Origin of the sequence: Metabacillus sp. 22489, assembly GCF_052044855.1 — a bacterium.
GTDB lineage: Bacteria > Bacillota > Bacilli > Bacillales > Bacillaceae > Metabacillus > Metabacillus niabensis.
Map to the genome: position 1 here is coordinate 1 of NZ_JBQENT010000004.1, position 18,661 is coordinate 18,661.

The 18,661-nt window shown below is 36.4% G+C and carries 16 protein-coding genes; 4 read left to right on the top strand and 12 right to left on the bottom strand.

The features are described from left to right. Positions 1–159: 159 nt before the first annotated feature. Complete coding sequence (locus ACTJJ9_RS03385) at positions 160–1,101, bottom strand: aldo/keto reductase (protein ID WP_440768443.1); 942 nt, start codon at positions 1,099–1,101, stop codon at positions 160–162. An 18-nt stretch (positions 1,102–1,119) separates the two neighbouring features. After that, on the bottom strand, positions 1,120–2,115 hold the full coding sequence (locus ACTJJ9_RS03390) for a Gfo/Idh/MocA family protein (RefSeq protein ID WP_145580706.1): 996 nt from the start codon (positions 2,113–2,115) through the stop codon (positions 1,120–1,122). A 123-nt stretch (positions 2,116–2,238) separates the two neighbouring features. Here ACTJJ9_RS03390 and ACTJJ9_RS03395 point away from each other — a divergent pair, with 123 nt between their 5' ends. Both ACTJJ9_RS03395 and ACTJJ9_RS03400 read left to right on the top strand, forming a co-directional pair. Beyond that, positions 2,239–3,081, top strand: a complete 843-nt coding sequence (locus tag ACTJJ9_RS03395; RefSeq protein WP_145580705.1) for a helix-turn-helix domain-containing protein — start codon at positions 2,239–2,241, stop codon at positions 3,079–3,081. Between the two features lie 109 nt (positions 3,082–3,190). After that, the gene (locus ACTJJ9_RS03400; RefSeq protein ID WP_095298710.1) at positions 3,191–3,679 is read left to right on the top strand and encodes a GyrI-like domain-containing protein; all 489 of its coding nucleotides are present in this window, start codon (positions 3,191–3,193) and stop codon (positions 3,677–3,679) included. A 473-nt stretch (positions 3,680–4,152) separates the two neighbouring features. Here the strand turns inward: ACTJJ9_RS03400 and kduI are convergent, their stop codons facing one another. The 4 genes from kduI to ACTJJ9_RS03420 form a co-directional block, all read right to left on the bottom strand. Beyond that, positions 4,153–4,983 carry a 5-dehydro-4-deoxy-D-glucuronate isomerase gene (gene kduI / locus ACTJJ9_RS03405; RefSeq protein WP_095298706.1) on the bottom strand — a complete coding sequence of 277 codons (831 nt, stop codon included), beginning with the start codon at positions 4,981–4,983 and terminating at the stop codon, positions 4,153–4,155. A 214-nt stretch (positions 4,984–5,197) separates the two neighbouring features. Further along, on the bottom strand, positions 5,198–5,953 hold the full coding sequence (kduD, locus tag ACTJJ9_RS03410) for a 2-dehydro-3-deoxy-D-gluconate 5-dehydrogenase KduD (RefSeq protein ID WP_095298704.1): 756 nt from the start codon (positions 5,951–5,953) through the stop codon (positions 5,198–5,200). Positions 5,954–6,093: 140 nt separating this feature from the next. After that, positions 6,094–6,858, bottom strand: a complete 765-nt coding sequence (locus tag ACTJJ9_RS03415; protein WP_095298702.1) for a DeoR/GlpR family DNA-binding transcription regulator — start codon at positions 6,856–6,858, stop codon at positions 6,094–6,096. Between the two features lie 143 nt (positions 6,859–7,001). Continuing rightward, positions 7,002–7,637 carry a bifunctional 4-hydroxy-2-oxoglutarate aldolase/2-dehydro-3-deoxy-phosphogluconate aldolase gene (locus ACTJJ9_RS03420; protein WP_095298700.1) on the bottom strand — a complete coding sequence of 212 codons (636 nt, stop codon included), beginning with the start codon at positions 7,635–7,637 and terminating at the stop codon, positions 7,002–7,004. Between the two features lie 231 nt (positions 7,638–7,868). On the opposite strand from ACTJJ9_RS03420, the gene ACTJJ9_RS03425 reads away from it, so the two are divergent. Continuing rightward, complete coding sequence (locus ACTJJ9_RS03425; protein ID WP_170944258.1) at positions 7,869–8,045, top strand: SE1832 family protein; 177 nt, start codon at positions 7,869–7,871, stop codon at positions 8,043–8,045. 28 nt (positions 8,046–8,073) lie between these two features. On the opposite strand, the gene ACTJJ9_RS03430 is transcribed toward ACTJJ9_RS03425, so the two are convergent. Beyond that, a complete protein-coding gene (locus ACTJJ9_RS03430; protein ID WP_440768444.1) occupies positions 8,074–9,033 on the bottom strand; it encodes a 2-hydroxyacid dehydrogenase in 960 nt (319 codons plus the stop codon). A 268-nt stretch (positions 9,034–9,301) separates the two neighbouring features. Here ACTJJ9_RS03430 and ACTJJ9_RS03435 point away from each other — a divergent pair, with 268 nt between their 5' ends. Next, positions 9,302–9,766: an SRPBCC family protein gene (locus ACTJJ9_RS03435; protein ID WP_095298697.1), complete on the top strand. Its 465-nt coding sequence runs from the start codon at positions 9,302–9,304 to the stop codon at positions 9,764–9,766. Positions 9,767–9,814: 48 nt separating this feature from the next. Here ACTJJ9_RS03435 and ACTJJ9_RS03440 read toward each other — a convergent pair whose 3' ends face one another. The 5 genes from ACTJJ9_RS03440 to ACTJJ9_RS03460 all read right to left on the bottom strand — a co-directional run bounded on the left by ACTJJ9_RS03440 (position 9,815) and on the right by ACTJJ9_RS03460 (position 18,649). Beyond that, positions 9,815–10,915, bottom strand: coding sequence for a 5-methyltetrahydropteroyltriglutamate--homocysteine S-methyltransferase (locus tag ACTJJ9_RS03440; protein WP_440768445.1), 1,101 nt, complete (start codon positions 10,913–10,915; stop codon positions 9,815–9,817). A gap of 153 nt (positions 10,916–11,068) precedes the next feature. Continuing rightward, positions 11,069–13,831, bottom strand: a complete 2,763-nt coding sequence (gene ppc, locus ACTJJ9_RS03445; protein ID WP_145580701.1) for a phosphoenolpyruvate carboxylase — start codon at positions 13,829–13,831, stop codon at positions 11,069–11,071. A 456-nt stretch (positions 13,832–14,287) separates the two neighbouring features. Beyond that, entirely contained in the window at positions 14,288–16,501 is a 2,214-nt protein-coding gene (locus ACTJJ9_RS03450; RefSeq protein WP_145580700.1) for a histidine kinase dimerization/phospho-acceptor domain-containing protein, read from the bottom strand. Then, the gene (locus ACTJJ9_RS03455) at positions 16,479–17,171 is read right to left on the bottom strand and encodes a response regulator transcription factor (RefSeq protein ID WP_095298689.1); all 693 of its coding nucleotides are present in this window, start codon (positions 17,169–17,171) and stop codon (positions 16,479–16,481) included. Before ACTJJ9_RS03455 ends, ACTJJ9_RS03450 begins: the two co-directional genes overlap by 23 nt. Before the next feature lie 443 nt (positions 17,172–17,614). Further along, entirely contained in the window at positions 17,615–18,649 is a 1,035-nt protein-coding gene (locus tag ACTJJ9_RS03460) for a Gfo/Idh/MocA family protein (protein WP_095298687.1), read from the bottom strand. Positions 18,650–18,661 lie beyond the last annotated feature (12 nt).

Genomic DNA, 18,661 nt, shown 5'->3' on the forward strand with positions numbered 1-18,661 from the left:
TATGCTCATATTTTGGTTGGGGAACCAAAAATATTTTAGCACCACGGAAGAGTTTTTTTAATACCACGCTGAAAGCTTTTTGGAACCCTAGGCCTAGCCTAGGGTTTTCTTTTTCACAAAATAAAAATAAAAAATGGGGGACAGTCCCCCATTTTTCAATTATTTTACGCTGTTTTCAACCTTTTCGAGCCAGGTTAATTCCTTTTGTGTTAATTCAATTTTGGAGCCTTCATAGCATGATAGCAGTTCCTCGTCATTTTGAGCACCGATTAGAGCACATGTTGGGAATGGTTGATTAAGCACATAGGCAAGGGCGATTTGGATCGTTGTTACCCCCTTTTGCTTAGCTAGTTTCTCTGCTCGGCGAAGACGTTCCCAGTTTTCATCACTATAGAAAACACGAACGAGATCTTCATTGCTCCGATCCTCAGGTGTAAACCGACCTGTAAAAAAGCCACGTGCCTGTGAGGACCAGGACAGCAGTGGAAATTGATATTGTTTATGCCACTCGCAATCTGATTCATCAACCGAAACACATCCAGACCAAAATGGTTCCTTTGCCTTTGCAAGACTTAGATTTGGACTGCTAAAGGTGAAGCCAACAAGTCCATTCATCGCAGCATATTCATTAGCTTCCTGGAGACGCTCAACCGTCCAATTTGAACCACCAATCGCCTTAATTCGTCCCGCTTGGATATGCTCATTTAAAGCATCGATAATGACCTGAACTGGAATAGAAGGGTCATCGCGATGGAGAGCATATAAATCAATATAGTCTGTTCCAAGACGTTCAAGGCTTTCAAACAAATCATTAGAAATCGCCTCAGGTGTCACGCGAGGACCATTCTGATCATGATGTGCACCTTTCGTAAGAATGACAACATCCTCACGATTATTGCGGTCCCTCATCCATTGTCCGATAGCTACTTCACTTTCTCCACCACAATAAACATGTGCTGTATCAATTGTATTTCCACCGATTGCAACATATCGATCCAGCACACTGCAAACCCTTTCATAAATGCTCGGTCTAAAATAATCTGAACCCTGAATAAGTGTCGTAACTTTCTTATTAAGCCCTGGAATCGTAATTGTCTTCATGTCGTATTCCTCCTATTTTTATATTTCAACACGTCTTCGTTCCCTTGCTGAAGTTAAGCAGGCATCGAGAACCTTCATATTTTCAATTGCATCAGTTGCTGGAAAAGGTAATGGTTCTCCTGTAAGAATACTTCTTCCAATTGCATCCGCCTGCAAAGCATATTGATTCAATCGTGGCACCTCGACTTCCCTTCTTCCATCATTCGTAAAGACATAAAAGTTATCTGCTTCATTTTGTTCGGTAATAAATGCTGATGGTACTTCAATACGTCCGTCTGTACCAATGATTTCTAGCGTATTTCGAAATGCTGCCCACATTCCACAGTCAAAGGTTAATGCAACACCGTTAGCAAATTCAAGAATGCCTGATGCCATCATGTCTACTTCATCATGCTCTTTGGAAAATAAGGCGTGTACTGTCGCAGCTTGCGGCTCCTCACCAAGAATCATCCGTGCTGCACTGATTGGATAAACTCCAACATCATATAATGAACCACCACCCCATTCCTGCTTATAACGTACATTCCCCTTGTCCTTTGCGTTATTGAACGTAAAGGTACCATGAATACCACGTATATCACCAATCTCCCCCGAACTAATGACATCTCGAATCATCGTATATCTCGGGTGATAACGATACATAAATGCCTCAGCAAAGACGACACCTGCTTTTTCACAACTAGCAACCATTTTTGTTGCTTCCATTGCGTCCAAGGCTAAAGGCTTTTCACATAAAACATGCTTTCCCGCTTCAGCTGCCCGAATCGTCCATTCCTTATGTAAATGGTTTGGCAATGGAATATACACTGCATCAATGGTTGGATCAGCTAATAGCTCTTCATAGCTCCCATAAGCTGTCGGGATCTTTAATTCCTCTGCAAATTGTTTTGCTTTTTCGCTTCCTCTACTCGCAATGGCCGAGACGACTCCTGTTTCAGATGCGGAAATTCCAGGAATGACAGCACGCCTTGCAATATTCGCACAGCCGAGAATTCCCCAATGAATCTTCTTCATTTCTCCCTCTCCCTTAAAAAGATTTAATACTATATTGTCATTATATGAGCCTATCTTTAAAATAAAAATAGAAACTTATTGTTATATAAATGAAACAATATTGCTCTCATAAGGATGATAAAAATGATTAGACAATATTTATTGCCTACATTAAATGAAGATGAGTATATGATTCTTCCCGAATCGATTGGCTGGTATTTTAATGAGCCTGATCATCAGGTTGATCGCAAGGTTGGAACGTTAAATAATTTTAGTATTCATTTTATCGTGTCAGGAACAGGCTTTCTTGAAATTGATGGGAAGCCATTCACCTTAAAACGAGGTGATGCGTTCCTTTACTTTCCAATGCAGGAACAGCGCTATTATAGCAGTAAGGATGATCCGTGGAATATTCGCTGGGTTCACTTTTACGGCAATGTTCTTCACCCATTTCTAACAGAAAAGGGATTTCATCACGACCGGCTCTGGACGGTTCAACAATTACAACGATTAGAGGAGACCCATGAACAGCTCCTTCTTGAGGCAGAGAAGAATAGTTTTTTACATTTATCTAGATTGTCTACTCTTACATATACGTTTTTGATTGAATTTGTCACAAATGCTGTACCAAGAACAGCCCAACGTCGCCAGGAAATCGATAATCGAATTCAGACCCTCCTTCCTCTTATGCAGCAAAAGGCATGTGATCCGTTTGATTTAGAGTATTGGGCAGAACAGGCTGGAGTTAGCACCTATTATTTTTGTCGCTTATTTAAACGCGCCACGCAAATGACACCAATGGAATTCATTACATTATGCCGTCTACAGCAGAGCAAGCAATGGTTATTAGAAAACAAGGAAATGACAGTGAAAGAAATTGCGATGAAAGCTGGGTATCCGAGTATAAGCTACTTTAATAAACGGTTTTTAGAGCAAGAAGGAAAGACACCAACTGAATATCGACAATTATTTCTGCAAAAATTATAATTTTTTAATTACAGCAATGTTATTAAAAGCTCTTTTAGAGAAGGAGTATATTGTAAAATGGAGAATTAGCAAGGTAATAAGAAATTTCATGAAAAAGGAGTCATTGAAAATGAAGCTAAACTATGAAATTGTTACATTACCAGGATATCGTGGTGTTGGCTTAAAATGGGACGGTTCTTACTCTGAGGCTCATACATTAAAGGATATGATTTCGACAATGAACGAAAGAGTAATAGAGTTTGAACACCTCATCAATCCAGAGACATTGCTAGGCTTGTCTTATCATCTAAGACAAGATGGCTTCACTCATTATTCCGTCTATGAGGTGGGAGAGGAACAACGTATCCTTGAAGGAATGGTTGAAATTTATGTACCTGAAATGACCTATTTTCTGACTCACCATAAAGCAGGTGAAAACATCGCACAAACATACCATTCGATTTCTAAATGGCTAAAAGAAAGCGAGTATGAACCATTTCTAGATTCCGAACAAAAATACTATGATCCGTTGCCAATCAAGCATGAACGCTATCCAATAGGTCGTGACCTTAAAGACCCGCATTTTGATATTCTTATTCCAGTTGTAAAAAAGAAGTAGTAGATATCTCATATTCCTCATTCACAAAGAATTACGGATATGAGATTCTATCTTTATCGTTTTCATAAGTTTGATAGTTCCTTAATTAATTAGGGTGAAATCTTAATAAAAGAGGTCGAATTTTCGATGGAAAAATTAGTGTTCTTCTTTCTATCAATTGTATATTTTGTTATTTTTTTCGCATTACTAAAATATGTTTATAATGCTTTTGTACCATTTAACAGCTTGACAGACATTTTAGCTGTTTTTTTCACTATTATCGTCATTATCCCCGCATCAGTCTTTTCAGCAAATAAAACTATCGATGTAGTTAGGACTTCTAAACTAGAATAAATTATTCCAAGATACACAGCTTATTTAAAGTTTTTTGTTAGTAGAAATATTGGATTTGACATACCAACAAAGTTTTATTTTAAAACTGCAAAATAAAAAAGTGTTCTCATCCAATAAGGACAAGAACACTAAAAATCTTATTATTTCAATTCATCCATCTTCACTTGATCCATATCTGTAAATGTATAGTTTTCACCAGCCATTGCCCAAATGAATGTATAATTGCTTGTTCCTACACCCGAATGGATAGACCAAGGTGGTGATAAAACAGCCTGTTCATTTTTCACAACAATATGACGTGTTTCATCCGGCTGACCCATAAAGTGGAATACTCTAGCATCTTCATCCATATCGAAGTATAAATAGATTTCCATTCGACGGTCATGTAAATGCGCAGGCATCGTGTTCCACATATTGTTTGGCTCTAGCAACGTCATTCCCATCATTAATTGACAACTTTGAATTCCATCAGCATGGATATATTTATAAATCGTTCGTTTGTTTGATTCACTGTCAGATCCTAAGCGATTTGGCTCTGCATCATCGATTGGAGCTTTCTTCGTCGGATATTGCTTATGCGCTGGTGTTGATACAATATAAAATTTTGCCGGATCAGAAGCATTGCTGCTTTCGAATAAAACTTCTTTATTTCCTAAACCAACATATAGGCAATCTCTTTTATTTAAAGTATAAGCTTCACCATCAACTAACACTGTACCCTCTGCACCGATATTAATAATTCCTACTTCACGTCTTTCTAAGAAGTATTCTGTTTTTAACGTTTCCTTGTCTTCAAGCTTAAGCGCTTCTGTTGTAGGAATTGCTCCACCAGCGACAACGCGATCATAGTGTGAATACGTTAAATTAATTTCTCCTTTTACAAATAAAGAATCAATTAAAAAGTCACTTCTTAATCTTTCCGTTTTATACTCTTTAAAATCTGTCGGATTCGTTGTGTGTCTAATTTCCATTCTTCATTTCCCCTTTCTAATTTAAAGCGCAAGCGCCTTGCTTATCCCCGATATACATAAGAAAATTATCACATAAAAGTATAATTTTGTTTTACCGTAAAAATTGTTAGAGCTAGATAGTATCCATTTACAACTTAATATATTTTGCAACATATCAAGCATCTTGCTAAGTAGAAATCTCAAGCATCATACCTATTTTTAAACATGCAAATGATTAAGAGCTCATCCAACCGCCATCAACACATAAAATGTGGCCATTGACATAATTAGAAGCATTTGAAGCTAAAAACACGACTGCTCCCTTTAGGTCATCTGGTGTACCCCAGCGGCCTTGTGGAATTCTTGAAGTGATATATTCATTGCGCTCTGTATTTGAACGGAGCTGTGCAGTATTATCCGTTTCCATATATCCTGGAGCGATAGCGTTTACATTTATTCCTCTACTTGCCCACTCATTTGCAAGTGATTTCGTTAATCCTGCAACAGCATGCTTGCTCGCTGTATATGCTGGTACTCTAAGTCCACCTTGGAATGAAAGCATTGAGGCTACATTAATAATTTTCCCTGATCCATTTTCAAGCATATGCCTGCCAGCCTCACGGGATAATTGAAAAACTGCATGCTGATTTACTTTAATGACTTCAAACCAATCATCATCAGTAAAGTTTTCCGCATTTTCTCGGCGGATAATTCCTGCATTGTTTACTAAAATATCAATCTTGTTAGTTAATGTTAAAGCTTCTGAAACTAGCTTTTCAGCTGCCTTATCCTCTGATAAATCAATTTTCACATCATGAAAAGTACCACCAATTGCTTCAATTTTACTTCGTGTTTCAGACATGTCACTCATTCCGGCACCAATGACTGTTGCTCCTGCCTCAGCTAAACCAACGGCCATACCTTGTCCTAAACCTCTGCTTGCCCCTGTTAATAATGCTACCTTTCCCTTTAATGAAAAAAGAGATTCCATTCCCATGCCACCTCCAACATCGTTTCATAATGTTTGTTTATGTTCATTATGGTTTGATTATATCACAAATAAAAAAGATGACAACGGGAAAATGTTCGTTTGTCATCTTTTTTAATAAAATATTCCATTTATTCATCAAATTATACTGTCGCAATATGCAATGTTACTTGCTTCCCTTCCAAAGCAGCCAAAACGTCAGAACTTATTCCTGAATCAGTAACAATTTCATCAACCTCTTCGATTTGGGCAAAATTAATGAGTGCAACCTTTTCAAATTTTGTTGAGTCTGCTAGCAGTGTTACTTGATCTGCACAGCTTATAATTTGCTTTTTCCAATCAGCATGAATACTGTTAATTACGGTTAATCCGTGGTCTAACGAAATGCCTGTTGTACCAAAAAACAATCGATTCACCCTAATTCTTTGCAGCATTTCAGTAGCTTGTGCGCCCATTAATGATGAAGAATTATCAATTCTCGTTCCACCTAATACCATTAATTGAATCATTGGCTTCTTCAGAAGAACATGAGCAATTTTAATATCATTCGTAATCACAGTTATCGGGAAATCTCCGAGTAATTCTGCAATTGCACTCGTTGTACTTCCTCCATCCATGAGAATCGTTTCATTTGGCTTGATAAGCTTAACAGCTTCCTTTGCAATCGCAAGCTTAACATCACTATAACCAGATTGACGCTCAGCAATCGGCAGCATTCTACCTTCTCCATCAGCAACAACCGCTCCACCGTGGATCCGTTTTAAAAATCCACGTTGCTCTAATAATTCAAGATCACCGCGAATCGTTTTTTCCGTTACTTCTAATAGCTTACTTAACTCAGATACTTTTATAATTTTACTTTTATCTAATTGTTCCAATATTTTTTCATGCCGCTCAACTGAAAGCATCTAAAATCCCCCGTAAAAACCAATTTGATTTTTTAATTATAGAACAATTATGAACAAAAACAAACATTTTTTCATAAAAAAACTATTCCAGCATAAAAAACCCATAGGGACATAATATCCCTACGGGTAATTAGCTTTAAATACTATCCTCTTGCTTCTCTTACGGCATCGATAAATCTAGCAGCAGTTGCTGTTATTTCCTGTAAGTATGTCTCTGTTAACTCTTTTTTCGTATTTACTAATGAGCTTCCAACACCGACCCCAACTGCACCTGCTTTTATGTAATCCCCAGCATTATCTATCGTAATTCCACCAGTTGAAATGATTGGAATTTGCGGAAGAGGACCGTGAATATCTTTTATATAGCTTGGCCCGAAAACATTTGCAGGAAATACTTTGATCATATCTGCGCCACTTTCGTAAGCGGTTAAAATTTCTGTCGGTGTTAATGCACCTGGGATGCTAACAACCCCATATCTTTTGGCCATTTCGATCGTTTTTCGATTAGTTGTCGGTGAAAAAATAAATTTCGCACCAGACATAATCGCCGTTCTTGCTGTCTCAGCATCAAGTACAGTTCCAGCTCCTACAAGCACGTCATTACACTCTTGTGATGCTTTTTCAATGGCTGCACATGCACCTGGTGTTTCGACGGTTATCTCTAATACTTTTACGCCACCATCGCTTAACGCCTTTGCAATTTGAATAATATTATCCTTTGTCGCACCGCGAATAACCGCGGCTACCCCTGTTTCTTGAATGATTTCAATATGACTCATATTATTTCCCCCTACCCTATGATTAAAAATTCAAAAAAATTCGTTCTCTACCGAATAGTATATAGAGGTATCATCATTTTCTCTACATTTTTTTACAAGAAAATGTACTTTTTTGTTCATTTACTACCTTTTACTGCTGAATGAATGATTCCTCCATATGATTACATGAACTGCTAGGAAAAATTTGATACACTTAAACTAGTTTGATCACTTTGAAAGGATGCTGCTAATATGGATAAACAAGAGCTTAATCAAAAAATAGAAGAGTTAAAATTGGAATATATTAAAATTCAAGGAGATATTGAAAAGCTAGAGTCGACAGGACATTCGATTGATAAGCTTGAGGCAAAATTAAGCGAAATCGAAAAGGATTTAACAACCTATCGAACGAGGCTAGCTAGCCTGTAATAAAGTGGGACAGGAAATTCCCCACCTTTTACTTTATTAGATTTGGTGGGACATTTCCTGTTAATCCAGCAATTAAATTATCAGCTGCTAATCTTGCCATCTTATCTCTCGTTTCCTTTGTTGCTGAACCGATATGTGGCAAGGTAACTACGTTCGGTAAGGCTAGCAAATGGTTCTCCTTCGCTATTGGCTCCTGTTCGTAAACATCTAGACCAGCTGCCAAAATCCACTGCTCTTTAAGTGCCTTTATAAGGGCTTGTTCATCAACGTTTTTTCCTCTTGAACCATTTATAAAAATCGCTGAGCGTTTCATTAAGCGTAATTCACGCTCTCCAATCATTTTATCGGTTTCTGGTGTGTACGGCGTCATTAAGCAAACATAATCAGAGTTCTTTAACAAGTCGGCAAGCTCACAATACTCTGCAGAAAATTCATTTTCAATTTCTTCCTTGCGTGAACGATTATGATACAAAATGTTCATATCAAAGCCAAAATGGCCCCGCTTTGCAATCGCTCTACCGATACTGCCCATTCCGATAATTCCGAGAGTTTTATGATGAACATCAACACCAAATAAACTCTCGCCAATTGTCCCAGACCACTCCCCATTTTTCACATAATGATCAAGCTCAGGAATTCGTCTTGCTGTTGCAAGTAGTAGCCCAAAAATCGTATCAGCTGTCGTATCAACTAATACACCTGGCGTATTTGTCGCTTTAATTCCTCTTCTGCGGAGCTCATTCATATCAAGATTGTCATATCCTACAGATATATTTGAAATGATTTTTAAATTTGGTGCCATCTCTAATAATTCTTGATTCATTTTCATGCTTGCTCCTAATAAGCCATCAGCTGTTTGAAGCTCCTTGAGAAACTCTTGATAATTCCCATCATATAAACGTTCAAAATAAACGACCTCAAACTGAGATGTTAAATTTTCTATAATATCATTTGGTACTTTTCGATAAACAATTACCTTTTGCTTCACATTCTCCACTCCTAAAATTTCATGTGTATTTTATACTTCAAGTTTTTATGTAAAGAGTCCTGCTTTTTCACGATAAAAAACTCCTTAAAAATAAAATGTCATTTATAAAATGAAGGCCACTGAAAATGTCGCTTTTTCAGAACCTCACAAAATGAAATCTTTTTATTCTGTTAGACATTTACATGTTATGAAATTAATGGTTAAATAGGTAATTAGAATTAGTTAAACTAGAATCAGATGACATAAATAGAAGATAGAGGGATTAAAAGTGAAAGAATTATTAGTTTATCGTTATGAAGAGGTTATTAACGCACCAATTGATGTTGTCTTTGATTATGTCAATGACGATGAAAAAATTAAATGTTGGAATACATTGTTCGTGGAAAATATTTATGAAGCTCCAGAGGATAAGGAATTAGCGAGGCCTGGTACGAAGTTTAAAACCGTTCAAAAAATAGACAAGAAAGTGATGATAATCGAATCTGTTTTAATAGAGTTTAAGCCCCCGTATAAAATCGTCATGCACTCTCAAACAAAAGAAGGGCTAAGCATTTCTAAATACGAATTATCAAGAGAATATCATGGTACAAGATTAATTGTTGAAGCTAGCATTATTCCTAGTAATTTCCTATATAAAGTTGCTACGAAGTTATTAGGCTGGACGAGTAAATATATTTATGAAGAACAATATGAAAGGTTAAAAACATTCATTGAAGAAGAGATTGATGATTAAACAGTAAAAGCAGCAGATCGTCATTCTGCTGCTTTCTCTTTCACCTAATCATGATTTCCATACATCATTTGCAATTTCGATAACATGTCGGACCTTGTCCCATTGTTGCTCCTCTGTTAATAGGTTTCCTTCTTCCGTTGAAGCAAAACCACATTGAGGGCTTAAACAAATTTGTTCTAAGCCAACATATTGACTTGCCTCTGCTATTCTTGCCTTCACATTTTCAGGGTTTTCTAATTCACCAAATTTTGATGTAATGAGACCCAATACAAGCTGAAGGTCCTTTCGGTTTACATGGCGAAGTGGCTCAAATCCACCTGAACGTTCATCATCAAATTCAAGGAATAGTCCATCAACATTTAAACCGCCAAAAATTACTTCTGAGGCATTTTCATATCCACCAGAAGCTGCATAGGTAGATTTGAAGTTTCCTCTGCAAATATGCATGGTGATAACCATATCCTCTGGTTTATTTGCAATAGACTCATTAATTGCTCTAGCAAATAATTGAAGAAGCTTGTCAGGCTCTTGACCACGTGCTTTGATTTGCTCTTTTCCCTGTTCAGAGAAAAAGACAGACCATGATGTATCGTCTAATTGTAAATAACGACAGCCAGCATCATAAAATGCCTTGATTGCCTTTTGGTAAGCAACAATCAAATCCTCAAATAATTGCTCTTGAGTTGGATAAGCTTCCTCCTCTATATAGCCTCTAAAAAACAACATATTCGGACTTGGAATCGTAAACTTCGCTACATGATCACCAGCAATTTGATGTAGAAATTTATAGTCTTCAATCATTGGATGGTTTGTAAAATCTACTTTGCCTGTTACTTTGATTCCGTGTGCTTTCGTTTTTACTCCATTAAATTGAATTCCAGATTCTGTTTCATAGAGCTCTACTCCATCAAGGCCTGCTAGGAAGTCAAAATGCCACCATGCTCTTCTTAATTCACCATCTGTGACTGCCTTTAGACCGACTTCCTTCTGCTTTTCAACAAGGCGAATGATTTCTTCATCTTCAATAGCCCGTAATTGTTCAGCTGTAATCTCGCCATTTTGCTTTTCGATTCTAGCTTTTTTTAATCGCTCAGGTCTTAGGAAACTACCTACATGGTCTGCGCGGAATGGTGCTTTCATTTTATTCATATCCTCTTACTCCTCTACCAATAGATGTCTTAATATGATGCTAATGAAATGGATTTCTAGATTTCATCTTTAGCGAAATGATCATCAAAATTATGTATAATCGTCCACCCAATATTGCAGTGGACGATTAATGATGATTTATATAACTCTTTATCAACCAGTATTACGTAATCCCGCTGCAATACCACTAATTGTTAACAACACTTCCGTTAACAACTCCTCATTTGGCTCCTCTTGAGCACGAAGCTCCTTAATCAGCTCAACTTGTAAGAAGTTCAATGGATCTACATAAGGATTTCTGCGATAGACTGATTCTTTAATATTTGGTGTATGGTCTAGCAGCTCTTCGTCACCAGAAATTTTTAATAATATTTCTTTTGTTTTCTCATATTCTTCAACAATATTACCAAAAATTCTCTCAGCAATTGTCTTATCTTTGACAAGTGACGTATATTCCTTTGCAGTCGTAATGTCTGCCTTCATTAACGCCATTTGTAAATTATCGATTGTTGAACGGAAGAAAGGCCATTCAAGATACATACGCTGCAATAGCTTTAAATTTTCTTCGCTTTTTGAAGCAAACTCTTCAAGACCTGTTCCCGCTGCATACCACGCAGGGATTAATTGACGACTTTGAGTCCAAGCGAATACCCATGGAATCGCACGTAAATCTTCAAAGCGATTCCGATCCTTCCGTTTCATCGGACGTGAGCCAATGTTTAATTCACCAACTTCGTTTAAAGGTGTTGCTTCTGTAAAATATGTTAGGAAGTCTGGATCCTCAAATACAAGAGATTGATATTTTTTGAGGGAAACCGCTGAGATTTCCTCCATCGCCTCTTCCCAAACTTTTTCCCTGAGATGCTGTTGCTCTGAATCCTCCGATAAATTAACAGATGCTACTAATAACGTAGAGGTAGCCTGTTCAAGACTACGATATGCAATATCTTCATATAAATAACGAGCAGATAATACTTCCCCTTGCTCAGTAATTTTCACGCCATCACCAAGTGTTTCTGCTGGCTGTGACAAAATACTTCTATTTAATGGACCGCCACCACGTCCAAGTGAACCGCCGCGTCCATGGAAGAATTTCAATCCAATATTGTACCGCTTCGCCATATGGTGAATTTCAAGCTGTGCTTTGTACAGCTTCCAGTTTGCAGTTAACGTTCCACCGTCTTTACTTCCGTCAGAATATCCAAGCATAATTTCCTGAGAATCTCCATGGATTTTCAAGTGATTACGATAAACATCCATATTAAACAATGTTTCCATAATGGCTGGGCCTGCAACTAAGTCATCAATCGTTTCAAGAAGTGGTGCAACATTTAAATGGCTTTCGACTGAGCCATCTGCATGAAGGCGATAAATTCCCGCTTCTTTCGCAAGTACTAATACTTCAAGTAAATCACTTGCTGATTGTGTCATGCTTACTAAGTATACGAGGATCGATTTTTTCCCAAATGTATCATGTGCCTTTTTAATCGTTGTAAAGACTTTAATCATTTGTTGTGTTTCTTTCGTATAATCCTCATTTAATAATAATAACGGACGAGGATCCTTTAATACAGATTCAAGCGTCTTAAGCTTTTCCTCTTCTGATAATTCAGAATAATTTTCCGCTACCTTTACTTTTCGAAGAATTTCTGTTATTGCAGCTTCATGCTCGCCACTATGATTTCGAATATCAAGTGTTGCTAAATGGAAGCCAAATAATTGAACTTGGCGAATTAGCTTTTTCAGCATGTTTAAGTCTTGATTCGCTGGTTGGTGCAATGCAACGCTTCGTTGAATAATGTATAAGTCCTCAAGAAGCTCTTCAGCAGATCGATAGCCAATGTCTGATTTGCCAACCTCTTTTAAGCGCGTTAAAATGACAGCGATTTTTCTGCGATAGATTTCATTTTCAACATGCCATTTTTTATCTTCTGTTAAATAAATTTGTTCATCCTTTTCAACATTTTCGATTAATTCCGTACTAATCTCTACTCGTGTTGTCGATTGACTAAATCGCTTCATCGCTAAAATTAATGCCTCGCGGTATTTTTTCAATGCAAGCTCACGTTGTTTTTCTAAAGTTTCCCACGTTACCTCTGGAGTTACATTTGGATTTCCATCACGGTCTCCACCAATCCATGAACCGAAACGAAGGAAATTAGGAACTTCCCATTTATGACCTGGAAATTGCTCAGTAAGTCCTTCCTCAAGATCTTGGTGAATATCTGGGAGTACTTCAAAAAACGTTTGGTCGAAATAATACAACCCATTACGTACCTCATCCATGACCGTTGGTTTCCGATGTCGCAGCTCATCTGTTTGCCATAAAATCGTAACTTCGTTTAAAAGACTGTCTTCAAGCTTTTTACGCTCTCTTTTTGTCAGCATGTTATTATCTAGATTTTTCAAAATATTCCCAATTCTCTTTTGAATCTCAATTACAGAACGCTTCGTTGCTTCTGTCGGATGTGCTGTAATAACTAGCTCTAGCGATAAAGTGTTTAACACCTTTTGAATCGTTTCCACACCAATTTCATTATCCTTAAGAGATAAAATTGCACTTTCAATTGATGCTGGTTGAACGATATTGTTATCCTGGAGCTGGTATTCGCGACGTCGACGAATGCGGTGATTTGACTCTGCGGCATTGATAAGATGGAAATAAATTGAGAAAGCGCGAATGACTTGTTTACGCATCGGTGGGTCTAAATTCACTATTTCTTCTTTTAATTCATTATAAATCTCTTGATCAAAATTATTTCGAAGAGTTTTTGCCATCACTCGTAATTTTTCAACTTTATCTAGTAGCTCCGTACCCCCATGATGAACCAGGATCTCTCCAAGAATATGTCCTAAAGATTTAACGTCCCGACGTAATGGAAGACTACTATCATTTGTCTCATATCTAGTTGTCATCGTGTCACCATCCCTTAAATTTGTGATTCTATTAAATAGTAAGATAATTCTATCATATCATTTTTTTTGCAGAATTCCATCTAAAATTGTTGAAATTGATATCTATTTAAGATGAATTGAGATGAATTCATCTATTATCTACATAATTATCTCAAATTCTTACCATTATTTCCTATTAATTTACTTTTTTGTATTTTAATATAATAGTAAAAAATGTAAATACTCTTTATTTTTTATTATTCTATTTCATAGTTTATTCCCGATTAATACGAAAACTTTTATGTAGTTATCTAAAAGAATTTTGATATCGTGTTAGAAATTATATTCAATGGTGCTACCACAAATGAGCACGCTTACATTCTTACAAACATTATTTCTTTTCCCAAACAGCCTTCGTTTAAAACGCACTTTTTTTAAAAGGATGAGACGCAAAAATGCGTGTCACCCTTTTTTGGTTTATTCTTCTTCATCAAGTAAATCTAAAACAATGGTCACTTTAAATAAATCTCCATCAACATCTAAATCTAATGTTCCTTCGTGGAGGTCAATAATGGATTTAGCGATTGCAAGCCCTAGGCCAGAACCGTCTGTGTTTCGCGATTTGTCCCCACGTTTAAACCTTTCGAACAATTCATCTGTATCCTCACTAAGTTCGTATCTAGAGACATTTTTGAAGATAATGACCACCTTATTATTTTCGGTCGTAATTGTAATATAAGCACGTGTGTTTTCTAACGAATACTTGATAATATTTCCAATCAAGTTATCGAATACACGCCAAAGCTTTTGCCCATCAACTAAAGCATATACTGGTGCTTCAGGCTGTGAAACCCGAAAAGTTAAATGTGATTGCTGAATCGTTTCATTATATTCAGCTAATGCTTGCTGAAGTAATTGAACGATATCTACCTTCACTTTCGTTAGTTGGATATTTCCACTTGCCATTTTTGAAGCTTCAAATAAATCATCGATTAGCACCTTTAGTCTTTTTGACTTTCGATCAATGATTTCAATATAGCTATTCCGTTCATCGACAGACAAGGTTGGATTTTTCAACAATTCTGAATAGGTAATGATTGATGTTAACGGTGTTCGTAAATCATGACTAACATTTGTAATTAATTCTGTTTTTAATCGTTCGCTTTTCGCCTGAGCCTTTTGTGAAGTTTTCACTCCATGCTTCATTATATTAATATCCCTGGCTAGACTAGCAAAAACTGATTTCCCGATAATTTCTAAATCAGGCTCAAATTGTCCATTTGCCAATGCATTTGTATTTGAGAGAATTTTATTAAAATATCCTGTCCGCTTCATTATGAAAAAAAACAAAGGGAGAGCGACTAAGAAAAATGCTGGTACGTAAATCAATAAGAAAACGGGAAAAACAACGACAAGCAATGTCCCAACTCCAAAGAAAAAGACAATCGTCAAAATAATGAATACTTGGGTTCCAACACGGCGATTCAGAAATGCATTTCTAAACATATTCACTATTTGCATAATTAAGGAGTGATTCCATAATTGTTTATCGATTCGAGAATTCTTTAATCTTGAATATAAATAGACTCCTTGAATTAGGGTGATGCCAACAAAAGCTGCTTTAATGATTAAATAGTAAATAATCGTAACGATTAGAAAATCATAATAAGCTACATCAAGATCAAAAATTAAAAGGATCGCAATATAGGATGTAACAAAAAATAAAATGATCGCAACATCAAGGGGTATTTTTTGATACAGTGACTTCCACGTATCTGGCGTCAATCTCTTTAGCATACTTTGCTTTTTTCCAATAATAATGCTAATAACAAGTGCAAGTAACGACAAAATTGAGTATAACAAAAATGCTTTTTGTTGATTTTTATAATCTTGATAGCTTGCAATAATCGCATTGGAGCTTGGAGCATTTTTGGATAGGGCAATTTTCCCTTCTAATATTGCTGATTTCCCGACAGATTCATTATTTATATCCTCAAGTCCAATAACGAGACCTTGGAAATTTAAATGTAAATATCCCTTTTTCTCCCCGTATTCGTGAACATAATACATATTTTTATCATTTATATACTTATCTATATTAGTCTCGTCTGTTGTTGAAAGGTTTGTATATACTTCACCTGATTCAGTGTCCTTTAAATAATAGGCAAATGCTTCTTTATAGGTTGAATAGTCTTTGCGATAGCCTTCAAGCTCCCGATAATATTCATCAACCCTTTGCTTTTTCTCCTTAAGGATTTTCTCTTTTATATATTCATCACTTTCAAAGTTTTTTGTGATATCCTCTATTTTTTTATCGCGTTCCTTCGTATAGTAATCAATCACTTTTTGGTTTTCTTGAACCATCGCATCATTTATTTTTATTTCATATTGTTCTTCAATACTTGTGACTTGGTCTGCTAAATCACCATTTTGGTAGCGATAATCTTCAATTTCCTCATTTGTGACAGATAATGATGAGAGCGTATCCTCCTTTGATTTATAGTACATTTCAAATGTTTGGATATTCTCTAATAAATGTGATTCAAAGTCTTCATACATTGTTGTTTTAAAATAACTTGTTTTCATATATTCATTATTATTAAAGAACGAGGTGAAGACACCGCTAATTCCAAATGTGAATAAAATAAGCCAAGCTATTATATTCAATCTATTTTTCCATTTTGTATCCAATGCCCCATACCACCTTTAAATATCTTGGATTTTTAGGGTCGATTTCTATTTTTTCGCGGATTTTCCGAATATGAACAGCTACTGTATTTTCAGCATTGTAACTTGGCTCATTCCAAACCTTTTCATAAATTTCAGAAATAGAGAACACTCGACCAGCGTTCACCATTAACAATTCAACAATTTTGTACTCAATTGGCGTAAGCTTTACCGGCTCACCATTCACAGTCACTTCTTTTGCTGATTGATCAATTGTTAACCCATTTAAATCAATTATTTTACTCGCACCTTCAAATGGCCCTAACTGGACATAGCGTCGAAGCTGTGATTTTACCCGTGCAATTAGCTCTAGCGGGTTAAACGGCTTCGTAATATAATCATCTGCCCCTACTTGAAGACCGAGAATTTTATCCGTATCCTCACTTTTCGCACTTAGCATAATGATCGGGATGTTTTTTTTCTCGCGAATTTTAAATGTCGTTGAAATTCCATCTAATTTCGGCATCATAATATCTAATAAAATAAGATGAACATCCTGCTCAGTTAAAATGTCAATTGCTTCAAGTCCATCCTGTGCCTTTAACACAATGAATCCTTCGTTTCGCAAATATATTTCAATTCCATCACGGATTTCTTTATCATCATCAACAACTAATACAACATAATCTTTCATACATACAACCTCCTTTCCAAAGTATATCAAATGTAAAGTATGTGCGCTTTATTCTTAAAAAAGGAAATTTCCCTCTACCTTTTGCTAGGCACAAAAAAGAGATGAAGACATCGTGTACATTTTTTTGCAATACTATTATTGAGTATAAGGAAGAGTTCTTAAGTTCTTTATAGGGGAAAAATGAAGAATTTCTTAAGAATGGTGAAGGTTTTTTAAAGCAAGACCGCTTTTATGTTTTTTAGGGGGAAAAGAAGGCTGTTTTCGTAAACTTAAATTTCCTCGTGCAGTGCTCGCTTTTCGGACGGTAAAAATACCTACTTACGAGTCTCGGCTAGCCTATCATCTCTAGTAAATTTATCTAAAAATAATACACCCCCAATTGTTAGATTGTGTCCAACAATAGGGGTGTTCTTTGATATTTTTTGAAGTGATACCATTTATACTTAACGTACTGGAACTGCCCGCAAATCAATTATCTTTTTCGTTTCATTTGAAGCTAAAGCTGCTAGTACAACATCAAGTGATTTTTTTCCTTCCTCACCTGTTATTAATGGTTCCTTTTCATGGAGTACAGAGTGAACAAAATGATCGATGACATGTGAATTTGTTTGTCCACCCTCTTCGTTTGTTTGGATTTTATCTAACTCATACTTGACAACTTCTCCATTTGTATATTGGACGATTAGTGAGTAATTTGGGTCATCCTCTAATCTTAATATCCCCTTTTCACCATAAATGATTGTTGAGTTATCACCACCTGTGACATATGACCAGCTTGCTGCCAAAGTTCCAATAACCCCTGATTCCATTTTTAAAATCGCTACTGCGTTGTCATCTACCTCTGTATTTTCCTTCGCACTTGTTTCAACAAACGCACCTACCTCTGCAACCTCACCTAGTAAATAGCGAATTAAGTCTGTTTTATGTACACCGAGATCCCCCAATGCACCAATAACAGCCTCGTCTTTGTTAAAAAACCAGCTATCCCTACCATCAATGCTCCATTTTTCAGGACCGCGGTGACCAAATGATGTCCGAAAGCTATAGATTTTCCCAATTTCGCCACTTTCAATTAATTGCTTTGCCTTTTGATGTGATGCAACGAAGCGTTGGTTATGCGCAATCATTAAAGTTCTGCTATTTTTTCTAGCAACTTGAATCATTTCCTCTGCTTCTTCAGAGGTTGTTGCCATCGGCTTTTCACATAGCACATGTTTCCCTGCATTTAATGCTGCAATTGAGACTGGTGCATGTAAATCATTTGGCAAGCAAACACTAATTGCATCAACTTCATCAAGCTGTAACAGCTCTTCATAATTTGTAAAAGCCTTTGCCCCGTATTTTTCTGCCATTTCATCTGCACGTGATGAATCAATATCACATACAGCTACAATCTCTGCATTTTTATTTGCCCAATATTCTACTAAATGTCTAAGTCTTGCAATACTTCCACAACCGATTACGCCAACTCTCATCATTGTTTAATCCTC